General features: G+C 69.1%; 20 protein-coding genes. 8 read left to right on the top strand and 12 right to left on the bottom strand.

Going from position 1 to position 19,524, the window contains the following annotated elements; all coding sequences use genetic code 11:
- Nucleotides 1–28 precede the first annotated feature (28 nt).
- Nucleotides 29–1,228 carry a DUF1624 domain-containing protein gene (locus ACP7CK_RS15480; protein ID WP_426026591.1) on the top strand — a complete coding sequence of 400 codons (1,200 nt, stop codon included), beginning with the start codon at nucleotides 29–31 and terminating at the stop codon, nucleotides 1,226–1,228.
- 2 nt (nucleotides 1,229–1,230) lie between these two features.
- On the opposite strand, the gene ACP7CK_RS15485 is transcribed toward ACP7CK_RS15480, so the two are convergent.
- Both ACP7CK_RS15485 and ACP7CK_RS15490 read right to left on the bottom strand, forming a co-directional pair.
- Entirely contained in the window at nucleotides 1,231–1,941 is a 711-nt protein-coding gene (locus ACP7CK_RS15485) for a DUF6456 domain-containing protein (RefSeq protein ID WP_292148124.1), read from the bottom strand.
- Nucleotides 1,938–2,294, bottom strand: a complete 357-nt coding sequence (locus ACP7CK_RS15490) for a helix-turn-helix domain-containing protein (RefSeq protein WP_050771595.1) — start codon at nucleotides 2,292–2,294, stop codon at nucleotides 1,938–1,940. The genes ACP7CK_RS15485 and ACP7CK_RS15490 overlap by 4 nt, the downstream gene beginning before the upstream one ends.
- A 381-nt stretch (nucleotides 2,295–2,675) precedes the next feature.
- Here ACP7CK_RS15490 and ctrA point away from each other — a divergent pair, with 381 nt between their 5' ends.
- On the top strand, nucleotides 2,676–3,377 hold the full coding sequence (gene ctrA, locus ACP7CK_RS15495) for a response regulator transcription factor CtrA (protein ID WP_008260932.1): 702 nt from the start codon (nucleotides 2,676–2,678) through the stop codon (nucleotides 3,375–3,377).
- 55 nt (nucleotides 3,378–3,432) lie between these two features.
- Here the strand turns inward: ctrA and ACP7CK_RS15500 are convergent, their stop codons facing one another.
- Nucleotides 3,433–4,755, bottom strand: coding sequence for a sensor histidine kinase (locus ACP7CK_RS15500; RefSeq protein ID WP_426026592.1), 1,323 nt, complete (start codon nucleotides 4,753–4,755; stop codon nucleotides 3,433–3,435).
- Nucleotides 4,743–5,459, bottom strand: a complete 717-nt coding sequence (locus ACP7CK_RS15505; RefSeq protein WP_426026593.1) for a response regulator — start codon at nucleotides 5,457–5,459, stop codon at nucleotides 4,743–4,745. The genes ACP7CK_RS15500 and ACP7CK_RS15505 overlap by 13 nt, the downstream gene beginning before the upstream one ends.
- Nucleotides 5,460–5,652: 193 nt before the next feature.
- On the opposite strand from ACP7CK_RS15505, the gene ACP7CK_RS15510 reads away from it, so the two are divergent.
- A complete protein-coding gene (locus ACP7CK_RS15510; protein WP_008262985.1) occupies nucleotides 5,653–5,877 on the top strand; it encodes a hypothetical protein in 225 nt (74 codons plus the stop codon).
- Between the two features lie 68 nt (nucleotides 5,878–5,945).
- On the opposite strand, the gene ACP7CK_RS15515 is transcribed toward ACP7CK_RS15510, so the two are convergent.
- From ACP7CK_RS15515 to ACP7CK_RS15530, 4 genes are all read right to left on the bottom strand, one after another.
- Nucleotides 5,946–7,022 (bottom strand): endo-1,4-beta-xylanase, encoded by a 1,077-nt coding sequence (locus tag ACP7CK_RS15515; protein ID WP_426026594.1) that lies wholly within the window; start codon nucleotides 7,020–7,022, stop codon nucleotides 5,946–5,948.
- Between the two features lie 182 nt (nucleotides 7,023–7,204).
- The gene (locus tag ACP7CK_RS15520; RefSeq protein WP_008262669.1) at nucleotides 7,205–7,615 is read right to left on the bottom strand and encodes a flagellar export protein FliJ; all 411 of its coding nucleotides are present in this window, start codon (nucleotides 7,613–7,615) and stop codon (nucleotides 7,205–7,207) included.
- A gap of 4 nt (nucleotides 7,616–7,619) precedes the next feature.
- A complete protein-coding gene (fliI, locus tag ACP7CK_RS15525; protein ID WP_426026595.1) occupies nucleotides 7,620–8,963 on the bottom strand; it encodes a flagellar protein export ATPase FliI in 1,344 nt (447 codons plus the stop codon).
- Between the two features lie 63 nt (nucleotides 8,964–9,026).
- The gene (locus ACP7CK_RS15530; RefSeq protein ID WP_426026596.1) at nucleotides 9,027–9,929 is read right to left on the bottom strand and encodes an EamA family transporter; all 903 of its coding nucleotides are present in this window, start codon (nucleotides 9,927–9,929) and stop codon (nucleotides 9,027–9,029) included.
- Nucleotides 9,930–9,998: 69 nt separating this feature from the next.
- On the opposite strand from ACP7CK_RS15530, the gene ACP7CK_RS15535 reads away from it, so the two are divergent.
- Nucleotides 9,999–10,496, top strand: a complete 498-nt coding sequence (locus ACP7CK_RS15535; RefSeq protein ID WP_050771691.1) for an Lrp/AsnC family transcriptional regulator — start codon at nucleotides 9,999–10,001, stop codon at nucleotides 10,494–10,496.
- A gap of 4 nt (nucleotides 10,497–10,500) precedes the next feature.
- On the opposite strand, the gene ACP7CK_RS15540 is transcribed toward ACP7CK_RS15535, so the two are convergent.
- Complete coding sequence (locus ACP7CK_RS15540; protein WP_426026597.1) at nucleotides 10,501–11,730, bottom strand: carbohydrate porin; 1,230 nt, start codon at nucleotides 11,728–11,730, stop codon at nucleotides 10,501–10,503.
- A 159-nt stretch (nucleotides 11,731–11,889) separates the two neighbouring features.
- Between ACP7CK_RS15540 and ACP7CK_RS15545 the strand changes: the two genes are divergently transcribed.
- Entirely contained in the window at nucleotides 11,890–13,815 is a 1,926-nt protein-coding gene (locus tag ACP7CK_RS15545) for a HAMP domain-containing methyl-accepting chemotaxis protein (protein WP_426026598.1), read from the top strand.
- A gap of 163 nt (nucleotides 13,816–13,978) precedes the next feature.
- Here ACP7CK_RS15545 and ACP7CK_RS15550 read toward each other — a convergent pair whose 3' ends face one another.
- Complete coding sequence (locus ACP7CK_RS15550) at nucleotides 13,979–14,239, bottom strand: hypothetical protein (protein WP_008261155.1); 261 nt, start codon at nucleotides 14,237–14,239, stop codon at nucleotides 13,979–13,981.
- Nucleotides 14,240–14,567: 328 nt separating this feature from the next.
- Between ACP7CK_RS15550 and cysK the strand changes: the two genes are divergently transcribed.
- The 3 genes from cysK (at nucleotide 14,568) to ACP7CK_RS15565 (ending at nucleotide 17,398) form a co-directional block, all read left to right on the top strand.
- Nucleotides 14,568–15,548 (top strand): cysteine synthase A, encoded by a 981-nt coding sequence (gene cysK / locus ACP7CK_RS15555; protein WP_008264403.1) that lies wholly within the window; start codon nucleotides 14,568–14,570, stop codon nucleotides 15,546–15,548.
- A 53-nt stretch (nucleotides 15,549–15,601) separates the two neighbouring features.
- Nucleotides 15,602–16,819 (top strand): DUF2336 domain-containing protein, encoded by a 1,218-nt coding sequence (locus ACP7CK_RS15560; RefSeq protein WP_426026599.1) that lies wholly within the window; start codon nucleotides 15,602–15,604, stop codon nucleotides 16,817–16,819.
- Nucleotides 16,820–16,969: 150 nt separating this feature from the next.
- Nucleotides 16,970–17,398: a MucR family transcriptional regulator gene (locus ACP7CK_RS15565; protein ID WP_008260928.1), complete on the top strand. Its 429-nt coding sequence runs from the start codon at nucleotides 16,970–16,972 to the stop codon at nucleotides 17,396–17,398.
- 98 nt (nucleotides 17,399–17,496) lie between these two features.
- Here ACP7CK_RS15565 and ACP7CK_RS15570 read toward each other — a convergent pair whose 3' ends face one another.
- On the bottom strand, nucleotides 17,497–18,612 hold the full coding sequence (locus ACP7CK_RS15570) for a DUF2336 domain-containing protein (RefSeq protein WP_426026600.1): 1,116 nt from the start codon (nucleotides 18,610–18,612) through the stop codon (nucleotides 17,497–17,499).
- Nucleotides 18,609–19,481, bottom strand: a complete 873-nt coding sequence (locus ACP7CK_RS15575) for a hypothetical protein (protein ID WP_426026601.1) — start codon at nucleotides 19,479–19,481, stop codon at nucleotides 18,609–18,611. Before ACP7CK_RS15575 ends, ACP7CK_RS15570 begins: the two co-directional genes overlap by 4 nt.
- Between the last annotated feature and the right edge of the window lie 43 nt (nucleotides 19,482–19,524).

The raw sequence follows: 19,524 nt of genomic DNA on the forward strand, positions 1-19,524 counted from the left end.
TAAAGTATCGGCTATCCGCTTCCGCCTGATGATGTCAACCGCCGCAACGCTTGCGCCCGCTTCCGTCGCCCCGCCCGAACAGGTTCGTTCGGGCGGCCGTATCCGTTCCATCGACGCCCTGCGCGGCCTGGTCATCCTGCTGATGCTGGTGGACCATGCGCGGGAGTTCTTCTTCATCCACGCCCAGGTCTCGGACCCGATGAACCTGGAGACGACGTCTCCGGCCCTGTTCTTCACCCGGCTGTCGGCCCATCTGTGCGCGCCGGTGTTCATCGCCCTGACGGGACTGGGCGCCTGGCTGTACGGCAACGGCCGAGGGGGAGGGGCGGTCGGCGCGCGGGCGGCGTCCGACTTCCTGCTGAAACGCGGCCTGTTTCTGGTAGTGCTGGAGCTGACGCTGGTCGGCTTCGGCTGGAGCTTCTCCTTCACGCCCCAGATCATCTATCTTCAGGTCATCTGGGCCATCGGCCTGTCGATGATCGCCCTGGCCGCCCTGGTGCGTCTGCCGCGTCCGGCCCTGATCGCCGTGGGGCTGGTCATCGTCCTGGGCCACAATCTGCTGGATCCCATCACGATCGCAGCGGGCCAACCGGGTCATGTCCTGTGGGCGGTGCTGCACGACCGCACCCTGATCGACCTGCCCTGGGGCGGTCAGGTGCGGACCTCCTATCCCCTGCTGCCCTGGATCGGGGTGGCGGCCCTGGGGTACGGGATCGGACCGTGGTTCGTCGGGGATGCGTCGCTGCGTTTGCGGCGACTGGTCCTGACCGGCTTGACCGCCCTGACGCTGCTGATCGTGCTACGGGGCCTCAATGTCTACGGCGACCCGACGCCCTGGGCCGTCCAGGCCACGCCGCTGCACACCGTCATGAGCGTGCTGAACCTGACCAAATATCCACCGTCGGCCGATTTCATCCTGCTGACGCTGGGCCTCGGCGCCCTGTTTCTCGCAGGCCTGGAACAGGCGCCGTCCCGATTGACGGGCGTTCTGGCCGTGTTCGGCGGGGCGCCGCTGTTCTTCTATCTGATCCACATCTACGGGCTGCACCTGGTCTATCTGTCGGCCCTGGCCCTGTTCGGCGCCAACCAGGGCGACGGCTTCGGCGTGCCGAACGTCGCCTGGCTGTGGCTGTTGGCCGCCGGGGTCGCCGTCCCCTGCTGGTACGCCTGCCGCTGGTTCGCCGGCGTCAAACGGCGTAGCCCGCACGCCTGGATGAAATACCTGTGACCTCAACCGATCCCATAGTGGTCCGCCAGGGCCTGTAGCGCCTGTTTCAGCAGGGTCTTGCCCTGGCGTCGGCGCAGGCCCAGGCCGGTTTCGGCCAGTTTCAGACTGTCGCCGTGAACACAGATCCGCGTCAGCATGGGGCGCAGGCGCGGGCCGACGGCGGTCAGGGCCTCTTCGACGCGCCGGCCGGCCGACAGGGCGCGGTCGCCGGGTTCGACCCGCGCCGCAGAACCGGCTCCGGCGCGCGGCAGGGCGTCCCAGCGCATGGTCAGGGACGGGCCGGCGCGGGCCTGTTCCACCTCGGTGCGCAGGCGTTCGCCGGCGGCGGCCTCGGCCGGGGTCAGCCAGGGTCGGCCGGCCGCGTCCCGGCGGCGCGCCAGCCAGGCGATGGGGCTTTCGCCCAGGTTGGCGGCGTGACGGATCATGCGGCCCTCTGCGTCGATCAGGGTGCGCTGGCCGTCGATGACGCCGGGTCGGCCCGGCGGGGCGGAAGGGCCTTCGCAGCCGGACGGGCGCGCGACCCAGCCGCCCTGGGGGCGACGGCGCAGGCCGGGCCGGTCGATCAGGGCGCGGAACTCGGGCTCGGCCAGGGTCAGGCTGACGCGGCCGCGCCGGTCGGCGCCCAGCCGCAGCGCATAGACCCCGTGTTCGGCCGACAGCCAGGCGCCGGACCGGACCAGCAGGTCGCGGGCGCGTTCGACCGCGCGGCTCATTGCGGCATCTCCCAGCGCGGCGCGTCGTACAGGCCCGCGATACAGGCCTCCAGCTGTTCCAGCAGGTCGTCGATGGCGCGGCTGTCGCGTTCGTCCTCCACCCAGCGGCAGGCCGCACTGACCGTCGTGCGGTTCATGCCGAACACATGGCCGACCCGTTCCAGCGTCCAGCCGAAGGCGATATGGGACAGGTACATGGCTAGCCAGCGTGCGCGTGAACTGAGCGGGTCGAGCCGTCCGCGCGCGGTCATCCGATCGGGCAGGGCGCCGGTGCGCGCCGCCACCAGATGCACCGCCAGCCCGGCCTTGGTCCGGTCCTCCTCGCCGACCGGCGCCCTGTAATCCTCCAGCATCACTCTCTCCCATCACAAACCTGATGCGCCATCCTAGATCGACGTGGCGCCTGTGATAGGAATATGATCCTATTCGACGTCAGAAGCGGACGTGAAGCCAGAACCGCCTTGGGGTTGTGATCGGCCCGGTCGGCGACCTGGGCCTCGGAGCCGCGAATGCGAAACCGGGGCCGGCGCGGGGGGGGGCGGGAGGGAAACATGGTTAATTAATTTCGAATCGTTGACTCCAGACTCTCGACGGCGATTCGCAAATCAGCTTAGGAACGACTCAATGGCTCGGCGTTAACCCTTCTTAAGGTTTTCGGGTCTTAACCTGCGAACAAGGTTACCCAACCGTGTGGCTGGGTGGTTACCGCAAAGCTTTTGCCTGGAGGGGCACGAATGCGCGTCCTGTTGATTGAAGACGATCACGCAACTGCCCAAAGCATCGAATTGATGCTCAAGTCGGAAGGCTTCAATGTCTATACGACCGATCTGGGTGAAGAAGGCATCGATCTGGGTAAGATCTATGACTACGACCTCATTCTGCTTGACCTGAACCTGCCCGACATGAGCGGCCTGGAGGTCCTGCGCCAGCTTCGCGTCGGCAAGATCAATACGCCGGTCATGATCCTTTCGGGCAGCCATGAGATCGAGACCAAGGTCAAGACCTTCGGCGGCGGCGCCGACGACTATCTGACCAAGCCCTTCCACAAGGACGAGCTGATCGCGCGCACCCACGCCGTGGTCCGTCGCTCCAAGGGTCACGCCCAGGCGATCATCCACACCGGCGAGATCGCCGTGAACCTGGACGCCAAGACGGTCGAGGTGAACGGTCACCGCGTCCACCTGACGGGCAAGGAATACCAGATGCTGGAGCTGCTCTCGCTCCGCAAGGGCACCACCCTGACCAAGGAAATGTTCCTGAACCACCTGTACGGCGGCATGGACGAGCCCGAGCTGAAGATCATCGACGTCTTCATCTGCAAGCTGCGCAAGAAGCTGGCCACCGCCGCCGACGGCAAACACTATATCGAGACCGTCTGGGGCCGCGGCTATGTGCTGCGCGACCCGGCCGAAGGCGCCAACAGCGTCGCCGCCTGAAAAGCCGCCGACACCTGATCCTGAAACGCCCGCCGGAAACGGCGGGCGTTTTGCGTCAGGGGGCGTCGAACGCCACGACCGCCTCCAGGCCGCCGTCCCCGGCGTTGGCCAGGGTCAGCCGCCCGCCCGCGACCTCGGCCATGCGCCGCGCAATGGTCAGGCCCAGGCCCGTGCCGCCGCTGTCGCGCGACCGGGACGGGTCCAGCCGGTAGAAGGGTTCGAACAGGGCCTCCAGCCGATCCTCGGGCACGCCTGGCCCGTGGTCGCGCACGATCAGCCGGAGCGTCGTCCCCTCGACCATCGCCGAGACCGTCGCGCCCCCGCCGTGGCGCACCGCATTGTCGATCAGATTGGTCAGGCAGCGGCGCAGGGCCTGGGGGCGGGTGGGCAGGACGGCGCCGCACCCCTGGGCGAAGACGACCGGCTGGCCGGCGTCGGCCGCGTCCTCGCACAGGGCCGACAACAGGGCGTCCAGATCGACGGGAACCACCGGTTCGGGCGCCGTCTCGATCCGCGCCAGGTCCAGCCCCTCGCGCACCAGATGCTGCATGGCCGCCAGGTCGGCGATCAACTGGGCGCGCAGGCCGTGGTCGCCGATCTTCTCGACCCTCAGCCGCATCCGGGTCAGCGGGGTCTGGAGGTCATGGGCCACCGCGGCCAGGACCCGGGTGCGCTCGGCGATCATGGCCCGCAGCCGGGTCTGCATGACGTTCAGGGCCGCCGCCGCCTGGCGCACCTCGCGCGCGCCTTCCTCGACCAGGGGCGGCTGGTCCAGGTCGCGGCCCAGGGCCAGGGCGCCGGCCGACAGCCGCGCCAGAGGGGCGGCGGCGCGGTGCGAGGCCAGCCAGGCCGTGGCGATCACCGCCGCCAGACCCGCCGCCAGCAGGGCGGCGCTCTCGCGCCCCAGGCTCCAGGGGCGCGGCGCGGCGGGCAGGCTGACGGCTACGGGGGCCATGGCCGGGCCGCCGTCGGGCGTCAGGGTCAGGATGCGGCAGCGCAGCCGCTCGCCCGGATCGGCTCCGCAGACGGCGTCCGCCGCCTCATAGGCCCGCACGGTCACGCCGCTGACGCCGCGCCGGTCCAGCGCCGCCGCCACCGCCTGGGTCAGGGCCGCGTCGGGCGGTCCCAGCCTCTGGCCCCGCGCCGGGGGCAGGCCGGCGGCCACGCCCGCGGCCGGATCGTCGTCCGACTGGGCCAGGTCGCCGATCCGCTCGGCCGTGGTGAACTCGTGCGCCCGCTTCAGTCCACGATGGTGACCGACCTGAAGCGCCAGAAACGTGACCGCCGCCGCCGTCATCGCCCCCACCAGCAGCAGCAGGAACAGCCGCACGGTCGATCCATCGGCGGCGCGGCCCACGTCGCGGCTCAGGCGCGCCATGTCACCGGTCCCGACAGCATATAGCCCAGGCTGCGCACCGTGCGGATCAGGGCCGGGTTGCGGGCGTCGTCGCCCAGTTTCTGGCGCAGGCGGCTGACCCTCAGGTCGATGGCGCGGTCGTCGGCGTCGGCCACGGTGGACAGGGCGCGGATCCGCTCGCGCGACAGGGGCCGGCCGCCGTTTCGCACCAGGGCGTGCAACAGGTCGAAATCGGCGCTGGACAGGGGCGCCAGCCGCCCGTCGGGCGCCGTCAGGGCGCGCGCGGCGATGTCCAGCGACCACCCTGAGAAGTCCGCGTGGCGGCCCTCGATCCTGCCGCGGTCAGGGCCGGCGCGGCGCAGGACCGTGCGGATGCGCGCCACCAGTTCGCGCGGCTCGAACGGCTTGGCCATATAGTCGTCGGCGCCCATCTCCAGCCCGACGATCCGGTCGATGGGATCGCCGCGCGCGGTCAGCATGATGACCGGGGTGCGCGACGTGGCGCGGATGGCGCGGCACAGGCTCAGTCCGTCTTCGTCGGGCAGGTTCAGGTCCAGCACCACCAGATCCACCGGCCCGGCCTCCAGCGCGGCCCGCATCGCCCGCCCGTCGGCCGCCTTCACCGTGCGAAACCCTTGCTGTTCCAGGTGTTCCGACAACAGATTGCGGATGTCGCGGTCGTCGTCGACGACCAGCAGGACGGGAAAGACGGCGGTCTGGGACATGGGCGTTCGGCGCAGGAAAGGACGGCGATCTGTCGTCCCGGCTCGTGGCCAAAGCGCGGCGGATACAGTCGGACACAAATCTGTTCGCCGACGACATGCGGCGACACCGAACGGACGCGAACCCGCCCGAGGGCGGCGCGAAACAGTGACTGTCCGACACGAGGCCGGACGTTCTCAACCAGAGAGACCTGAAATGAAATCCTTCCGCACCCCCGCCATCCTGGGCGCCGTCGCCACCGTCCTGCTGACCAGCGGCGCCGCCTTCGCCGGAACCGTGCCTGCCTCGACCGCATCCGCCGCGACCGCCCGCCCGGCCGCGACCTCGAGCGCCCGTCCGCAGCACCAGACCCGCAGCGCCCGTCACCACCGCGCCGAAACCCCGGCCAAGGTGAAGCCGGCCAAGCCCGGCAGGAAGTAAGACGGACGCACGCCCCCACCTCCGTCGTACAGCGCCCGTCGGCCCCAGGCCGGCGGGCGTCGCTGCGTCTAGGCCCTGAAGGCTTCCGCCAGGGCCGCCGCCATCGGATTGGGCCGGCCGAAACTGTCGAAGGGGAGCGGTTTGTCGCGGCCGTCGTCCTTGTCGCCCTGGCGATACCAGCTGTCGGTGTCGCGCAGGCCCCAGACGGTGAAGGCGAACCGCTGGGCCGGGGGCAGGGCGGTGAAGGCCTCGGCCAGTTCCGTGACGCGGGCGGACTGGCGGGCCAGCCGGTCGGCCTGGGACCGCAGATCCAGCGGGTTGTCCGTCCGCAGGGTGCAGTCCAGCTCGGACACATGGATCGGCAGGCCGAACTGGGCGATCTCGCGCATATAGGCGGCGATGACGCCGTCGGGGATGTCGATCCACAGGTGGGACTGCAGCCCCAGTCCCTGGAGCGGACAGCCGGCCTTCAGCAGGCGTTCGACCAGTTTCAGGAACCGGGCGCCCTTGGCCGGGACGGATTCCTGGTTGTATTCGTTCAGGAACAGGACGGCGTCGGGGTCGGCGATCCGGGCCTGTTCGAAGGCGCGCAGCATATAGCCGTCGTGGCCGTAGCGGGCGCTCCAGTGGCAGTCGCGCAGGGCCGAACCGTCGTCCAGGATCGGCTCATTGACCACGTCCCAGCTGCGGACCTTGCCGCGATACCGGCCGGCCAGGGCGGCGATATAGCCGTCGAAGGCGCGGTCGAAGGCGGCGCCGGACAGGCCCGCGAACGCTTCCTTGCCCTGCGAGTACCAGATCAGGGTGTGGCCGTGCAGGGCCATGCCGTTCGCCTGGGCGAAGGCGGCGATCGCGTCCGAGCGGTCGAAGTTCGGCCGGTCCAGGCCGTCGGCCAGGACATATTCCATCTTCATCTCCCACTCGGGCGTGAGCTGGGAGACATTGGCGCGGGCCAGGGCGACCCAGTCGGGGTCGTCGATCTGCATCGCCTTGATCGCCGCGCCGAACGGGCAGGGGGCGACGGATTTCAGCGGAGGGATGGCAGGCGGGGTCGGTTCGGCCGAGATGCGGTCGCAGGCGGCCAGGGGCGCAGCCAGAGGAAGCGCGAGGCCCGAGGCGAGAACAGTGCGGCGCGAGATCGACATTCTATTCTCCCTCCCCCTGCGGGGGAGGGGGGCGAAGGCGTAGCCGAAGCCGGGTGGGGCGGGCCGGGCAATGCCCCACTGACTTGGCTTGCCTCAAATCCGTGCGACGGCGCCTTGCCGTCCCCACCCCGTCGCTACGCGACGCCCCTCCCCCGCAGGGGGAGGGAGACGCATGTCGGTCGTCAGACCGCACGTTTCCGCAGGCCCAGCTCGTCGAAGGCGGCGGTTTCGCGCTTGGCGACGGCGAGCAGCTTGTTCAGGCGGGTGGTTTCGGCGACGTGTTCGAACTTCTTCAGCTCTTCGAAGGCGCCGGTCAGGGCGTCGCGGGCCCCGGCCTCCTCGGCTTCGACCACGGTCAGGTCGCCCTCGGCGGCGGCCTTGCGGGCCTTCCAGCCGTTCAGATAGGCGGCCAGCATCATGCCGGCGTCGGCGTCCGCGCGGGCGCGCTCGCGTTCGATCTCGACCTCGGCGTCCAGAACGGCCAGGCGCATCTCGGCGGTGGCGCGGCGGGACGTGATCTCGGCCAGGCGTTTTTGAAGGGTCTCGACTTCGTAGTTGGAGATGCGGATCAGGGATTGGGCCCAAGCGGTCATTTCGTCACTCTCTGATCATGCCTTGGTTCAGGATGTGCTCGAGCCGGGTAAAGGAATCGGTAAGACGCGTGGCGTCGTCCTTGTCCTGGCTCAAAAAATCTTCCAGCGCGGGGTTCAGCGCGATGGCGCGGTCCACGATGGGGTCGGCCCCGGTGCGATAGGCGCCGATCTTGATCAGCTCTTCCATGTTCGCATAGGCCGACAGGGCCTGGCGGGCGCGCTTGTTCAGCTCGCGCTCGGGCGGGGTCTGGCAGCCGGGCATGGTCCGGCTGACGGACTTCAGCACGTCGATGGCGGGGAAGCGGCCGCGTTCGGCGATCTTGCGGTCCATGACGATATGGCCGTCGAGGATACCGCGCACGGCGTCGGCGATGGGCTCGTCATGGTCGCCGCCGTCCACCAGGACGGTGAACAGGGCGGTGATGGGGGCCGCCGTGGTGCCGTCGGGCCGCACCGGACCCGGCCCGGCCCGCTCCAGCAGCTTGGGCAGTTCGGTGAAGACGGTGGGGGTGTAGCCCTTGGTCGTCGGCGGTTCGCCCGCCGCCAGGCCGATCTCGCGCTGGGCCATGGCGAAACGGGTGACGCTGTCCATCAGGCACAGCACCTCCAGGTTCTGGTCGCGCAGATATTCGGCGATGGCCATGGTCATATAGGCCGACTGGCGGCGTTTCAGCGCCGGCTCGTCCGAGGTGGCGACCACGACGACGGCGCGTCTCAGCCCCTCTTCGCCCAGGGTCTCCTCCACGAACTCGCGCACCTCTCGGCCCCGTTCGCCGATCAGGCCGACCACGACGGCGTCGCAGGTGGCCTGTTTGGCCAGCATGGACAGCAGCACCGACTTGCCCACGCCCGAGCCGGCGAAGATGCCCAGACGCTGGCCCCGGCAGGTGGTGGTGAAGACGTCCATGGCCCGCACCCCCAGGTCCAGCCGCTCGCCCACCCGGCCGCGCGAATGGGCCGGGGGCGGGGGGGCGCGCAGCGGATAGGGGACCGGCCCCTGGGGCAGGGGGCCCTTGCCGTCGATGGGATTGCCGAAGGCGTCGATGATCCGGCCCAGCCAGGCCGTGGTCGGGCGCACGCTGGCGGCCTGGTCGATGATGCGGATCTCGGCGCCGGGCGCCACCCCCTCGACAGGGCCGAACGGCATCAGCAGAGCCTTGGCGTCGCGGAACCCCACCACCTCGGCCGGCAGGGCCGTCTGCCCGCGCCGGCTGATCTCGGCCCGGGCCCCGACCGCCAGGCGCGACAGGCCGCCGCGCGACTCGATCAGCAGGCCCGAGACGCCCGCGACCTTGCCGGTGACGACCAGCGGATCGATCGCTTCGACGGCGGCGACGAGAGTGTGCAAGACGGACCCCAGGAACAGGCGTTAACCAGATGGGCCATCGTGGTTAACGGGGGGTGAAGGCGGTTAAACCGGTTCTGCGGCGACCGGCGTCTCCCGCGTCGTCGCGATGGCCCCTACCGAGGCGACGACGATGGCCGCGATGGCGAGCCACTGCTGGCCGGTCAGGTGTTCGTGCAGCACGATCAGACCCGCCAGGGCGCCGACCGCCGGCTCGGCGCTGAGCACCACGCCGAAGGTGCGTTTGGGGATGCCGCGCAGGGCCACCATCTCCAGCGAATAGGGCAGGGCGCTGGAGAAGATCGCCACCGCCACCCCGGCCAGGATGATGGCCGGGTTCAGCAGGGCCGCGCCGGCATGGGCCACGCCGAAAGGCACGACGACCATGGCCGCAACGCTCATGCCCAGGGCCACGGACTGGCCCGCATGGATGTGCGACAGCCGCTTGCCGAACACGATGTAGAGGGCCCAGCACAGGCCTGCGAAGGCGGCCAGGGCCATGCCGACCGGATCCAGCGCACCCGTTCCGGCCTTCAGCGGCAGCAGCAGGCCCAGGCCCAGGACCGCAAAGCCGACGCAGACGAAATGGATCGGCTTTCTCGAATGGATCAGGGCCAGGGTCAGCGGCCCCATGAACTCGATGGCGATGGCCAGGCCCAGCGGAATGGTCCGCAGCGACATGTAGAAGCTGAGGTTCATCGCCCCCAGCACGACGCCGTACAGCGCGATGGCCCCCAGATCCGCGCGGCTCAGCCGGAATCGCCAGGGGCGGAACACCGCCACCAGCAGAACCGCTGAAATCCCGACGCGATAGGCCGATGTCCCCTGCGCCCCGATGAGCGGGAACAGGGTCTTGGCGAAGGAGGTGCCGCCCGCCAGCGTCACCATGCCTGCAAACAGCGCCAGATAGGGGATCAGGCGCATCGCCAGCGGCGAGGTCAGGTGCTGTTTCAGGGCCACGGAGGTCATGGCCTGAACCTATTGCAATTCAGCTTGCGCTTCCCGGCGATTTTCGGCTTTCATGCGCCGGATTTCGTCATGAAAGGCCATGAAATGACGAATTTCGTCACCCTTGACGATTTCGACCATAGGCTGTTGGCGCGCGTCCGGCGCAACAATCTTGAGCCGGCGCGGGTGACGGCCGAGGCGGTGGGCCTGTCGGAATCCGCCGTGCTGCGCCGGTTGCGTCGGCTGCGGGCCGAGGGCGTCATCGTCGCCGACGTCGCCGTGATTGATCCCGCTCGCGTCGAGCCGCGCATCGTCCTCCATGTCCAGGTCGAGATGAACACCCAGGACCGCAAGGTGATGGAGGCCTTCCAGCACGCCATGAGGGCCAGTCCCGAGGTCCAGGGCGCCTGGGACGTGACGGGCGAAACCGACTATCTGCTGACCGTCGCCGTGCGCTCGATGCAGGATTACGAAGCCTTCGGCATCCGCGAACTGATCCCCGAAAAGGGTGTGCGCGGCTTCAAGAGCATGATCGTGATCCGCGAAGTCGTCGGCTTCGATCCCGCCCGCGTGGCGCTGGAACGCTAGAGGCTCAGAACAGCGGCGTGATCACGCGCAGGGACACCACCACCACGTCATCGACGTCCTTCAGGCCGCCGGGATCGCGGATCAGCTGGATGTCGGGCTGGATCGTGAAACGGCCGATGCGGTCGGCGTAGGTCAGCTCCAGGCCCTCTTCGTAGCGGGCGGGGTCGGCGGGCGTGTCGGTCAGGTTGGCGCGGGCCTTGTCGGACAGCCAGCCCTGGTGGAGGCCGAAGGACAGCTGGCTGTCGGGACGGGCGGCGAAGACCTGGCGCACCAGAACGCCGGCCTGCCAGCCGCCCTTGAAGTCGGTGGTGTCGCCGTCGGACACGCCCAGGCGGGCGAAGGCGTCGATCTGGGGGCCGTCGGGGGCGGCGGCGCCCCAGACCGGACCCTCGGCCAGGACGTAGGCGCCCTGGGCGATGCTGTGGGCGGGGTCGCCGTCGGGGGTCAGGTCGCGGATGTCGTCCTGACGCTGGTTGTAGCGCCAGACGCCGAAGGCGTAGCGGAAGGGGGCGTGGCTGCCGAACTCGGCGATGGCCAGGACGCCGTGGTCCAGGTCCGTGTCCACCCCGCCGTGATCGCCGAAGGTGCGGGCGTCGGCGTTGACGACGGCGGCCTGGACATAGGTTCCGTCGGTGTCGCCGACCCGTAGCCGCGCGGCCAGGGACGAGGAGGGGAAGATGGCCGGGCCGTTGGGGCCGGTCGAGGCCAGTTCGGAGCCGATGCCGAACGGTGGCGAGATCAGCAGGCCCGAGGCCTCGGTGGCGTAGAATTCGCTGTTGAGGTCGTACAGGCCGGCCAGAAGCGTGGCCGATCCGCCCAGATCCTGTTCGATCCAGGCCTCGAACAGGCGGGCGCCCTGGGCCCCGACCTCGATATTGTCCACGCCCTGCAGAGTGCCGGCCAGGGCGTTGGGCTCGCCCCCGCCGTTATACAGGCCCGACATGTGCAGCCGCGCCCCGCGCCAGCCCCAGGCCTGTTCCAGATCGCCGTCCAGTTCGACGCTCAGATTGTCCAGATATCGGCCCGCCCGTTGCGCGCCGCCTGACACCACGCCCGAAACATCGGCCGTATATTCCGCCGACAGGGTCCAGTCCGGCTCCGCCGCGCGGGCCTGGTCCTGGGCCTGGTCCTGGGCGTGGGCCGGGGCGGCGCCCATTGCGGCGCCCATTGCGGCGCAGGCAGCGGCGACCGCCGCGACGAGGGGTTTGAAAACCGAGGGCTTAGCGTTCTGCATGGCCATACGTCCGTTCTGTTCAAAGAGCGGCGTAATCCCGGCGGAATGAAAATCGTCCTTAAGCGGCCATGAGGAAACGACGTAGGCGGCCGAAAATCTTGCATTAACCAGAATTCGTGTACCGCCGTTCGAAGGAATGTCAGGTTGGCGGGAGCGGTCATGATCTGGACGATAGGCAAGAAGGTCACGGCCACGGGGATCATCGTCCTGCTGCTGTCCGTGGGCACGGCGGGCGTCGGTCTGGTGATGAACGCCAAGCTGGCCGGGGCGCTGGATCGGGCGTCGGTGTCGTCGAGCGTGCTGCGCAACCACATGCAGGCCGACATGATGCATGACGCCCTGCGCTCCGATGTGTTCGGCGCCATGCTGGCCAAGGATCCCGCCAACGGCGTCGATATCGATGCGGTGACGGCCGATCTGGCCGAGCACCGCGAAATCTTCGAACAGGCCATTGCGGAAAACAACGCCCTGGCGACGGACCCGGAGATCCAGGCGGCCCTGAAGGCGGTCGAGGCGCCGCTTCAGGCCTATATCGCGGCGGCGGCCCGGATGGTCGAACTCGCCGCCAACGATCCGGTCGCGGCCCAGGGCGGCATGACCGACTTCCTGACCCAGTTCACGGCCCTGGAGACCGCCATGAGCGCGGCGGCCGACAGGATCGAAGCCGCGGCCGAGAAGAACCGCGCCGCCGCCGAGGCTGAGGCCAGGACGGGACAGATGGTGATGATGGCCGCCGTGCTCGCCAGCCTGCTGATCAGCATCAGCCTGATCCTGGCGGGGTCGCGCGGCCTGGTGGCGCCGATCCGCCGCCTGACCGGGGGCCTGCGCGCCATGGCCCAGGGCCAGACCGAGGTGAAGCTGGGCGAGGCCCGCCGCAAGGACGAGATCGGGGACATCGCCCGCGCCGTCGTCGACATCCAGGCCCTGATCGTCGCCCGCGCCGAGGCCGAGGCGGCCGAGGCCGGCCGGCGCCGGGCGAAGGAGGAAGAGGACCGCGCGGTCGGCGACCAGTCGCGCGAGGCCGCCGCCCGGGAGCAGGCGATCGTCGTCACCGGACTGACCCGCGGGCTGGACTCCCTGGCCCAGGCCGATCTGACGGTGCGCATCACCGACGCCTTCCCGCCCGCCTACGAACAGCTGCGGACTAATTTCAACGCCGCCGTCGAGGGTTTGCAGGAGGCCATCGGCACCATCGCCGCCAATACGGGCGCGATCAACGCCGGCGCCGCCGAGATCGCCAAGGCCGCCGACGACCTGTCGCGCCGCACCGAACAACAGGCGGCCAGTCTGGAAGAGACCGCCGCCGCCCTGGACGAGGTCACAGCGACCGTCAAAGCCACCGCCGCAGGGGCGATCCAGGCCGCCGGCGCCGTCCAGGCGGCGCGCGACGACGCCGACAAGAGCGGCGCGGTGGTGCGCGACGCCGTCGCCGCCATGGGAGAGATCGAACGCTCGTCGGCCCAGATCAACCAGATCATCGGCGTGATCGACGAGATCGCCTTCCAGACCAATCTGCTGGCCCTGAACGCCGGGGTCGAGGCGGCGCGGGCGGGCGAAAGCGGCCGGGGCTTCGCCGTGGTGGCGTCGGAAGTGCGGGCCCTGGCCGAGCGTTCGGCCGATGCGGCCAAGGAGATCAAGGGCTTGATCACCCAGTCGACCGTACAGGTCGGGTCGGGCGTGAAACTGGTGACCGAGACCGGTCAGGCGCTGGACCGGATCGTGGCCCATGTCGCCCAGATCGAAGGCCTGGTGACGGAGATCTCCTCGTCCGCCGCCGAACAGGCGACAGGGTTGCAGCAGGTCAATACGGCGGTCAATCAGATGGACCAGATGACGCAGCAGAATGCGGCCATGGTCGAACAGTCCACCGCCGCCAGCCACTCCCTGTCCCAGGAAGCCGACGGTCTGGCCGCCGCCGTGTCCCGTTTCCGTGTCGGCGCGCGCCCCGCCGCCTCAGCCCCCGCTCCGGCCCGGCCCGCCGCCTCTTCCGCCCGCACCGTGGCCGCCCTGAAGACCGTCGGCCGCGGCGGCGCGGCCCTGGCGCCGGCGTCGGAGCCCGACGCGGACGGGTGGGAGTCCTTCTAGGCGTCTCCTTCGCCGCCGTTACAGAGGCCGGCGGAAGAACCGACCCCGGGATTGAGGCGCTTCTGGAGGGCCGACGATCCGCCCTGGAGCCCCGCTGTCATTGCAAAACCCAACGAACGAACGCCGCCGAATCGGGGGCGGCGGCGTTCGAGCTCTATGATGGTTACCAGTATCCGCCGGGGCAGGACCCGATGGCTTCCAAGGTGTAAAAGGGCGAAGTCGTGCCATTCACAGGCGAGGCGACGACATTCCCGTTCGAACACCGGTCCCTGTAGAAGCCCACCTGAGTGGTCAGGGTGGCATCACTGTAGAAGGTCCGGAAATACATGATTCCGGGCGCTTTCGCGGTCGCGGCGGCGGCGAATGCGGAAGCCCCGAGAACGGCTCCCAAGGCGACGAGACGGACGGTCGATTTCAGCTTCATCGTAAACCTCCAGGGGAGCCTATCTCCCACCTGGAGAGGACAGCTGACCCGAATGCGATGCAACCCACAATAATCTCCAATGCTCTTAACGTTTGCGTGAAAGGCGCGCCGCTCAGAGTGAGACGACTGCTGATCGGTGAAGGTCCAGGAGTGAGTTGCGTCGGTTGCTGGAGGCGCCCAGTGCAGCGGATGTTTGCGAAGATCCAGGATGTCGGCGGCGCCGGATCTGATCCTGGCGGACAGAAATCATCGTCGTCGCCCCCTTGCGGATCGATCTCGCCGCCTGTCTGTTACGCACCCTGAACGACCCGACCTTACCGGAGCCCCCATGTCCGACTTCAGCTACGACGCGTCCCGCCATCTGAAGAAGGGGCGGGGCAAGGTCTATGACTCGATCATCGACACCATCGGCGACACCCCCCTGGTGCGGCTGCCGCGCCTGTCGGCCGAATACGGGGCCAAGGCCACCGTGCTGGCCAAGCTGGAGTTCTTCAACCCGATCGCCTCGGTCAAAGACCGGATCGGGGTCGCCATGGTCGAGGCGCTGGAGGATGCGGGCAGGATCAAGGCCGACACCGTGCTGATCGAACCGACCAGCGGCAACACCGGCATCGCCCTGGCCTTCGTCGCCGCCGCCAAGGGTCTGAAACTGATCCTGTGCATGCCCGAGAGCATGTCGATCGAACGGCGCAAGATGCTGGCCCTGCTGGGCGCCCAACTGGAGCTGACCCCGGCCGAGAAGGGGATGAAGGGCGCCATCGCCCGCGCCCAGGAACTGCTGGAGACCACCCCCAATGCGGTGATCCCGTCGCAGTTCGAGAACCTGGCCAATCCCGCCATCCACCGCGCGACCACGGCCGAGGAGATCTGGAACGACACCGACGGCGCCGTGGACATGGTGGTGGCCGGCGTCGGCACCGGCGGCACCATCTCGGGCGTCGGCCAGGCGCTGAAGGCCCGCAAGGCCTCGATCCGGATGATCGCGGTCGAGCCCGAGGCTTCGCCGGTCCTGTCGGGCGGCGCGCCCGGCCCGCACAAGATCCAGGGCATAGGCGCGGGCTTCACCCCCGCCATCTATGACGCCTCGGTCGTGGACGGGATCGAACAGGTGTCGAACGACGAGAGTTTCGACATGGCCCGCAAGGCGGCCCGCGTCGAGGGAATCCCGGTCGGCATCAGTTCGGGCGCGGCCCTGACGGCGGCCTTCCGCCTGGCCGCCCGCGACGAGAATGCGGGCAAGACCATCGTGGTCATCATCCCGTCCTTCGCCGAACGCTACCTGTCGACGGCGCTTTTCGAGGGCCTGTAAAGCCGAGCGTCGCTGATACGTCGGGTTAACTCTGAGACCCTAGTCTTGGCGCCATGACCCAGGCGTCGGCCCTGAATGACGAAGAGGCGGCTCCGCCGTCGCTGAAGGCGCGCCATGCGTTGCTGAAGCGGCTGGCCGACGTCGTCTCCCTGCCGGCCAGCCGGATCAACGCTTTCGAACGGGCCGTGACCGGCGACCTGCTGGTCGAGATGCTGCGGCTGGGATCGACAGAGGAGCGTCGGCGCGTGGCGGCGCGGCTGGCGCCCCTGGCCGAACTGCCCAGCAGCGTCGCGCGCCTGCTGCTGCGCGACGAGCCCGAGGTCGCCCGTCTGCTGATCGAACAGTGCGCGTCGCTGAGCGACGCGGATCTGGTCGGGTGTGCGCGGGACGCGGGACCCGAGCATCGGCTGATCATGGCCGAGCGTCGCGGTCTGTCCGAGATCGTCACCGAAACCCTGTTCGGCTTCGGCGAGATGGAGGTGATGGAGGCGGTGCTGCGCAACCCTACCGCCCGCCTGTCCCAGGTCGGGGTCGAGGCCGTGGTCGGCCTCAGCCGGACGCATCCGAAACTGTCCGGCCTGCTGCTGAAACGGCCCGAGCTGAGACCGGCCGGCGCCTATGTGATGTTCTGGTGGTGCGGCCCGGACGACCGGCGCACCATCCTGCAGCGGTTCGCCGTGTCGCGCGAGGTGATGCAGGAGGTGACCGAGGACGTCTTCGCCATGGCCGCGGCCGAGGGCTGGTCGGACCCCGTCGCGCGCAAGGCCCTGCAGTTCATCGAGCGACGCCAGCGCAACCGCGCGGCCATCGACAAGAGCCCCTTTGACGGGCTGGAACACGCCCTGTCGGTGGCGGCGCAAGACGGCCTGTCGCGCGAGACGGCGTCGGAGATCGCCTTCCTGGCGGGCGTCAAACCCTTGACCGGCGCAAAGATCCTGGGGGATCCGGGCGGCGAACCCCTGGCGATCCTGTGCAAGGCGACGGGTCTGTCGCGTGCGGACCTGCTGAATCTGTGGCGCTCGATGCGTCGGCCGGAGACGACGGCCGACGGCGGCCTGCATCCTGACCTTGAACGTGTGCAGATCACCTATGAAATGTTGGCCGTGGATCGGGCGCAGACCGTATTGCGTTACTGGAACTGGTCTCTGTCATCGGCCCTGACCCCCAGTCTCCTGCGTGCGATTCGTGAGGGCGAGGATGAGGTGATCGATGAATATTCGGCGCCGGAACGTGCAGCCATGATGGTCCTGACCGAAGACTTGAAACGCTAGGTCAGCATGACCACAAGTGTGGTTATATAGAGCCTTGTCGTTCGCATAACGCCCGGATTGCTTTTGCATTCAAACAACCCTAAGAGCCGGAAGGGTAGGTTCGGCTGGCGTTTCAGTCGAAGCAAATAGATTATGAAAGAGACGCCGCGAATGGACGAGAAGCCCGAACTGCTGGAAATGACCGCTGACATCGTGTCGGCCTATGTCGGCAACAACACGGTGACGGCGGAAGCCCTGCCGGCGCTGATCGCCAATATTCACGCCGCTCTGTCGGGCGTCTCCAACGGTCCCGTGGAGGTTCCGCCGGAACCCAAGGAACCGGCCGTGCCGATCCGCAAGTCGATCAACGCCGACTTCCTGATCTGTCTGGAAGACGGTCGCAAGTTCAAGTCGCTGAAGCGCCACCTGCGCACCAAGTACGACATGAGCCCCGAAGATTATCGCGCCAAATGGGGTCTGCCGAAAGACTATCCCATGGTCGCCCCGAACTACGCCAAGGCCCGTTCGGAACTGGCCAAGCAGATGGGCCTGGGCCAGGGCGGCCGCAAGCCGGCCCGCGTCGCCCGCGCCAAGAAATAAGCCCGGTCCTTACCGGTGGAAAGCGCCCGCTTCCGCAAGGAGGCGGGCGTTTTTGTTTGATCTCCCTCCCCCGCAGGGGGAGGGAGAAATCGTGCGTTTTAGGCCGCCTGGGCGACGCGGCGCATGCGCCAGAAGCGCAGGGTGCGCTGGGCGGCGTCGCGGGTCAGTTCGCCGTACATCCGGCCATAGGCGGCGGCCCGGCCCATCGGATTGGAATCCCCGCCCAGAAGCGACACGGCGTAGGTCAGGAAGATCGCCCGATCGATGTCGGCCGCCTTGCAGATGATCGACAGGGCGTCCAGGTCGCGGCGATCGACGATGTTGCGGGCGGTGTGGAAATCGACGTCCGAAAGACGCGACAGGGCGACCAGGAAGGCCGTGCGGCCCTTGGAGCGCAGGAAGCGGATCAGCACCTGCGGCGTCAGCTGGTTGGCGGCGTGCAGCTCGTCGACATAGGCCAGGCTTTCGGCGTAGTCGGCCGGCAGGGCGCCGTCGTCGGTGGCGACACGGGCGCGACCGGCGGCCAGGGCGGCCTCCAGCAGGTCCGGATCCATCTGGGCGTTCTGTTCCAGGATCTGGTGACGCAGCCGGGCCTCGACGACGAAATACATGTCGTTCAGCAGGTCGGCGGGCAGGCTCTTGCGCTCGACCGCCGGGGCGTGGAGGTCGGGGTTGTTCTTGGCGCGCTCGACCGCAGTCTCGGACGCGGCACGCGACAGCTGGGCGCCGTCGTTGCGCAGCAGGACGCCCAGGGTGTGGTCGTCGCCGCGTTCGACGATGATCTCGGACACGGCCTCGGACACCTCGGTACGGCCGGAGACGGCGCGCATGTGGTCCTGGCCCTGGCGGCTGACCACGTCGATCAGGTCTGCGTCGGTCAGGACGGTCGAGGCGCGCAGGACCGGCCCGGCGACGTCGATCTGATCCTCGGCCAGGCGCCGGATCAGGCTGGCCGGGGCGTTGGGCGCCTCGGCGAAACGGGCGGCCAGTTCCGCGCGGACGGCCGTCTCCATCTCCTCCGACAGGGTTTCGAGGACGGAGCCGTAAAGCTCGGTCTCGGCCACGCTGTGCTCGACGCCGCCCAGGAAGTGGTCGGTCAGTTCGCGCAGCAGCAGCCGGCGCTTCTCGCTGGAGGCCTCGTTGGCCAGGGCGATCAGATCGGGCAGGCGCGAGCCCATGATGATGGCCCGTTCTTCGGCGGAGGGTTCGGTCATGGCAGGTCGTCCCCCGTGGTTTGGGGCATGGCCCGGACCGAGCCGTCGCTGTTGCGCTGCAGGGCGGGCGGACCGTCGGGTTGCGCCAGGTCGGCGGACGACGGGGTCTGGGTCATCGCCACCGGCAGGGCGTCGAGATAGATGGGCTGGACCGGGTTGATCCGGTCCGGCTGATGGCCGGCCTGACGATGGACTGAATAGAAGCGCGCGCCCTGGACCGGGGCGAGGGCCGCCTGGAGCATGGCGGGCGGCGCGGCGGAGGCGGTCTCAGCCCCGGTCTCACCCTTGGTCCCGCCCTGGGCCTGGGCCGCAGTTTCGGGCGCGGTCTGGGCGGTCGTCTGGCGCTGGAGGCGGAAGATCGGCGCGTCGCGTCGCGGGGCCATCGGATCGAAGGCGGGCTCAGGCGCGGCTTCGGCCTGGGCCTGAGTCTGGGTGTGTGGCGGCGACTGTGCGGGCGCCGGGTCCTGGGCTGCGACGACGGTTTCGGCCTGAACAGGGGACGGCGCGGCCTCGACGGGGGCGGGCGCGGCGACATAGGGCTGGGGCGTCGTCGCCATCGTCGGCACGGGCGCGATCCAGTCGCTGGCCGGCGTCAGGCCACGATGGGGCGTGGGCTTCGACGCCGGCGCCGGGGCCGACAGGCGGGCCGGCGGGATGAAGCTGACGGGCGTATCGACGGCGGCGGCGACCGGGGTCGGCTGCGGGATGCGGCGCAGCGTCGGCGCAGCGCCCTGCGCCACCGGCGGCTTGCCCGGCCAGGACAGGTAGCGCAGGCCGCCTGCGCCGCTCGCCGAAGATTGAGCCATGGCGGCGCCCGACGCCGCGCAGGCGGCGATCAGGGCGGTCGACAGGATCAGGGCGTGTCGCAAGGGGCGGGTCTCGCACGAACAAAAAGACAACCCCAGCCTAGGC

This window comes from Brevundimonas sp. TSRC1-1 (genome assembly GCF_049898245.1).
GTDB classification, from domain to species: Bacteria; Pseudomonadota; Alphaproteobacteria; order Caulobacterales; family Caulobacteraceae; genus Brevundimonas; species Brevundimonas mediterranea_A.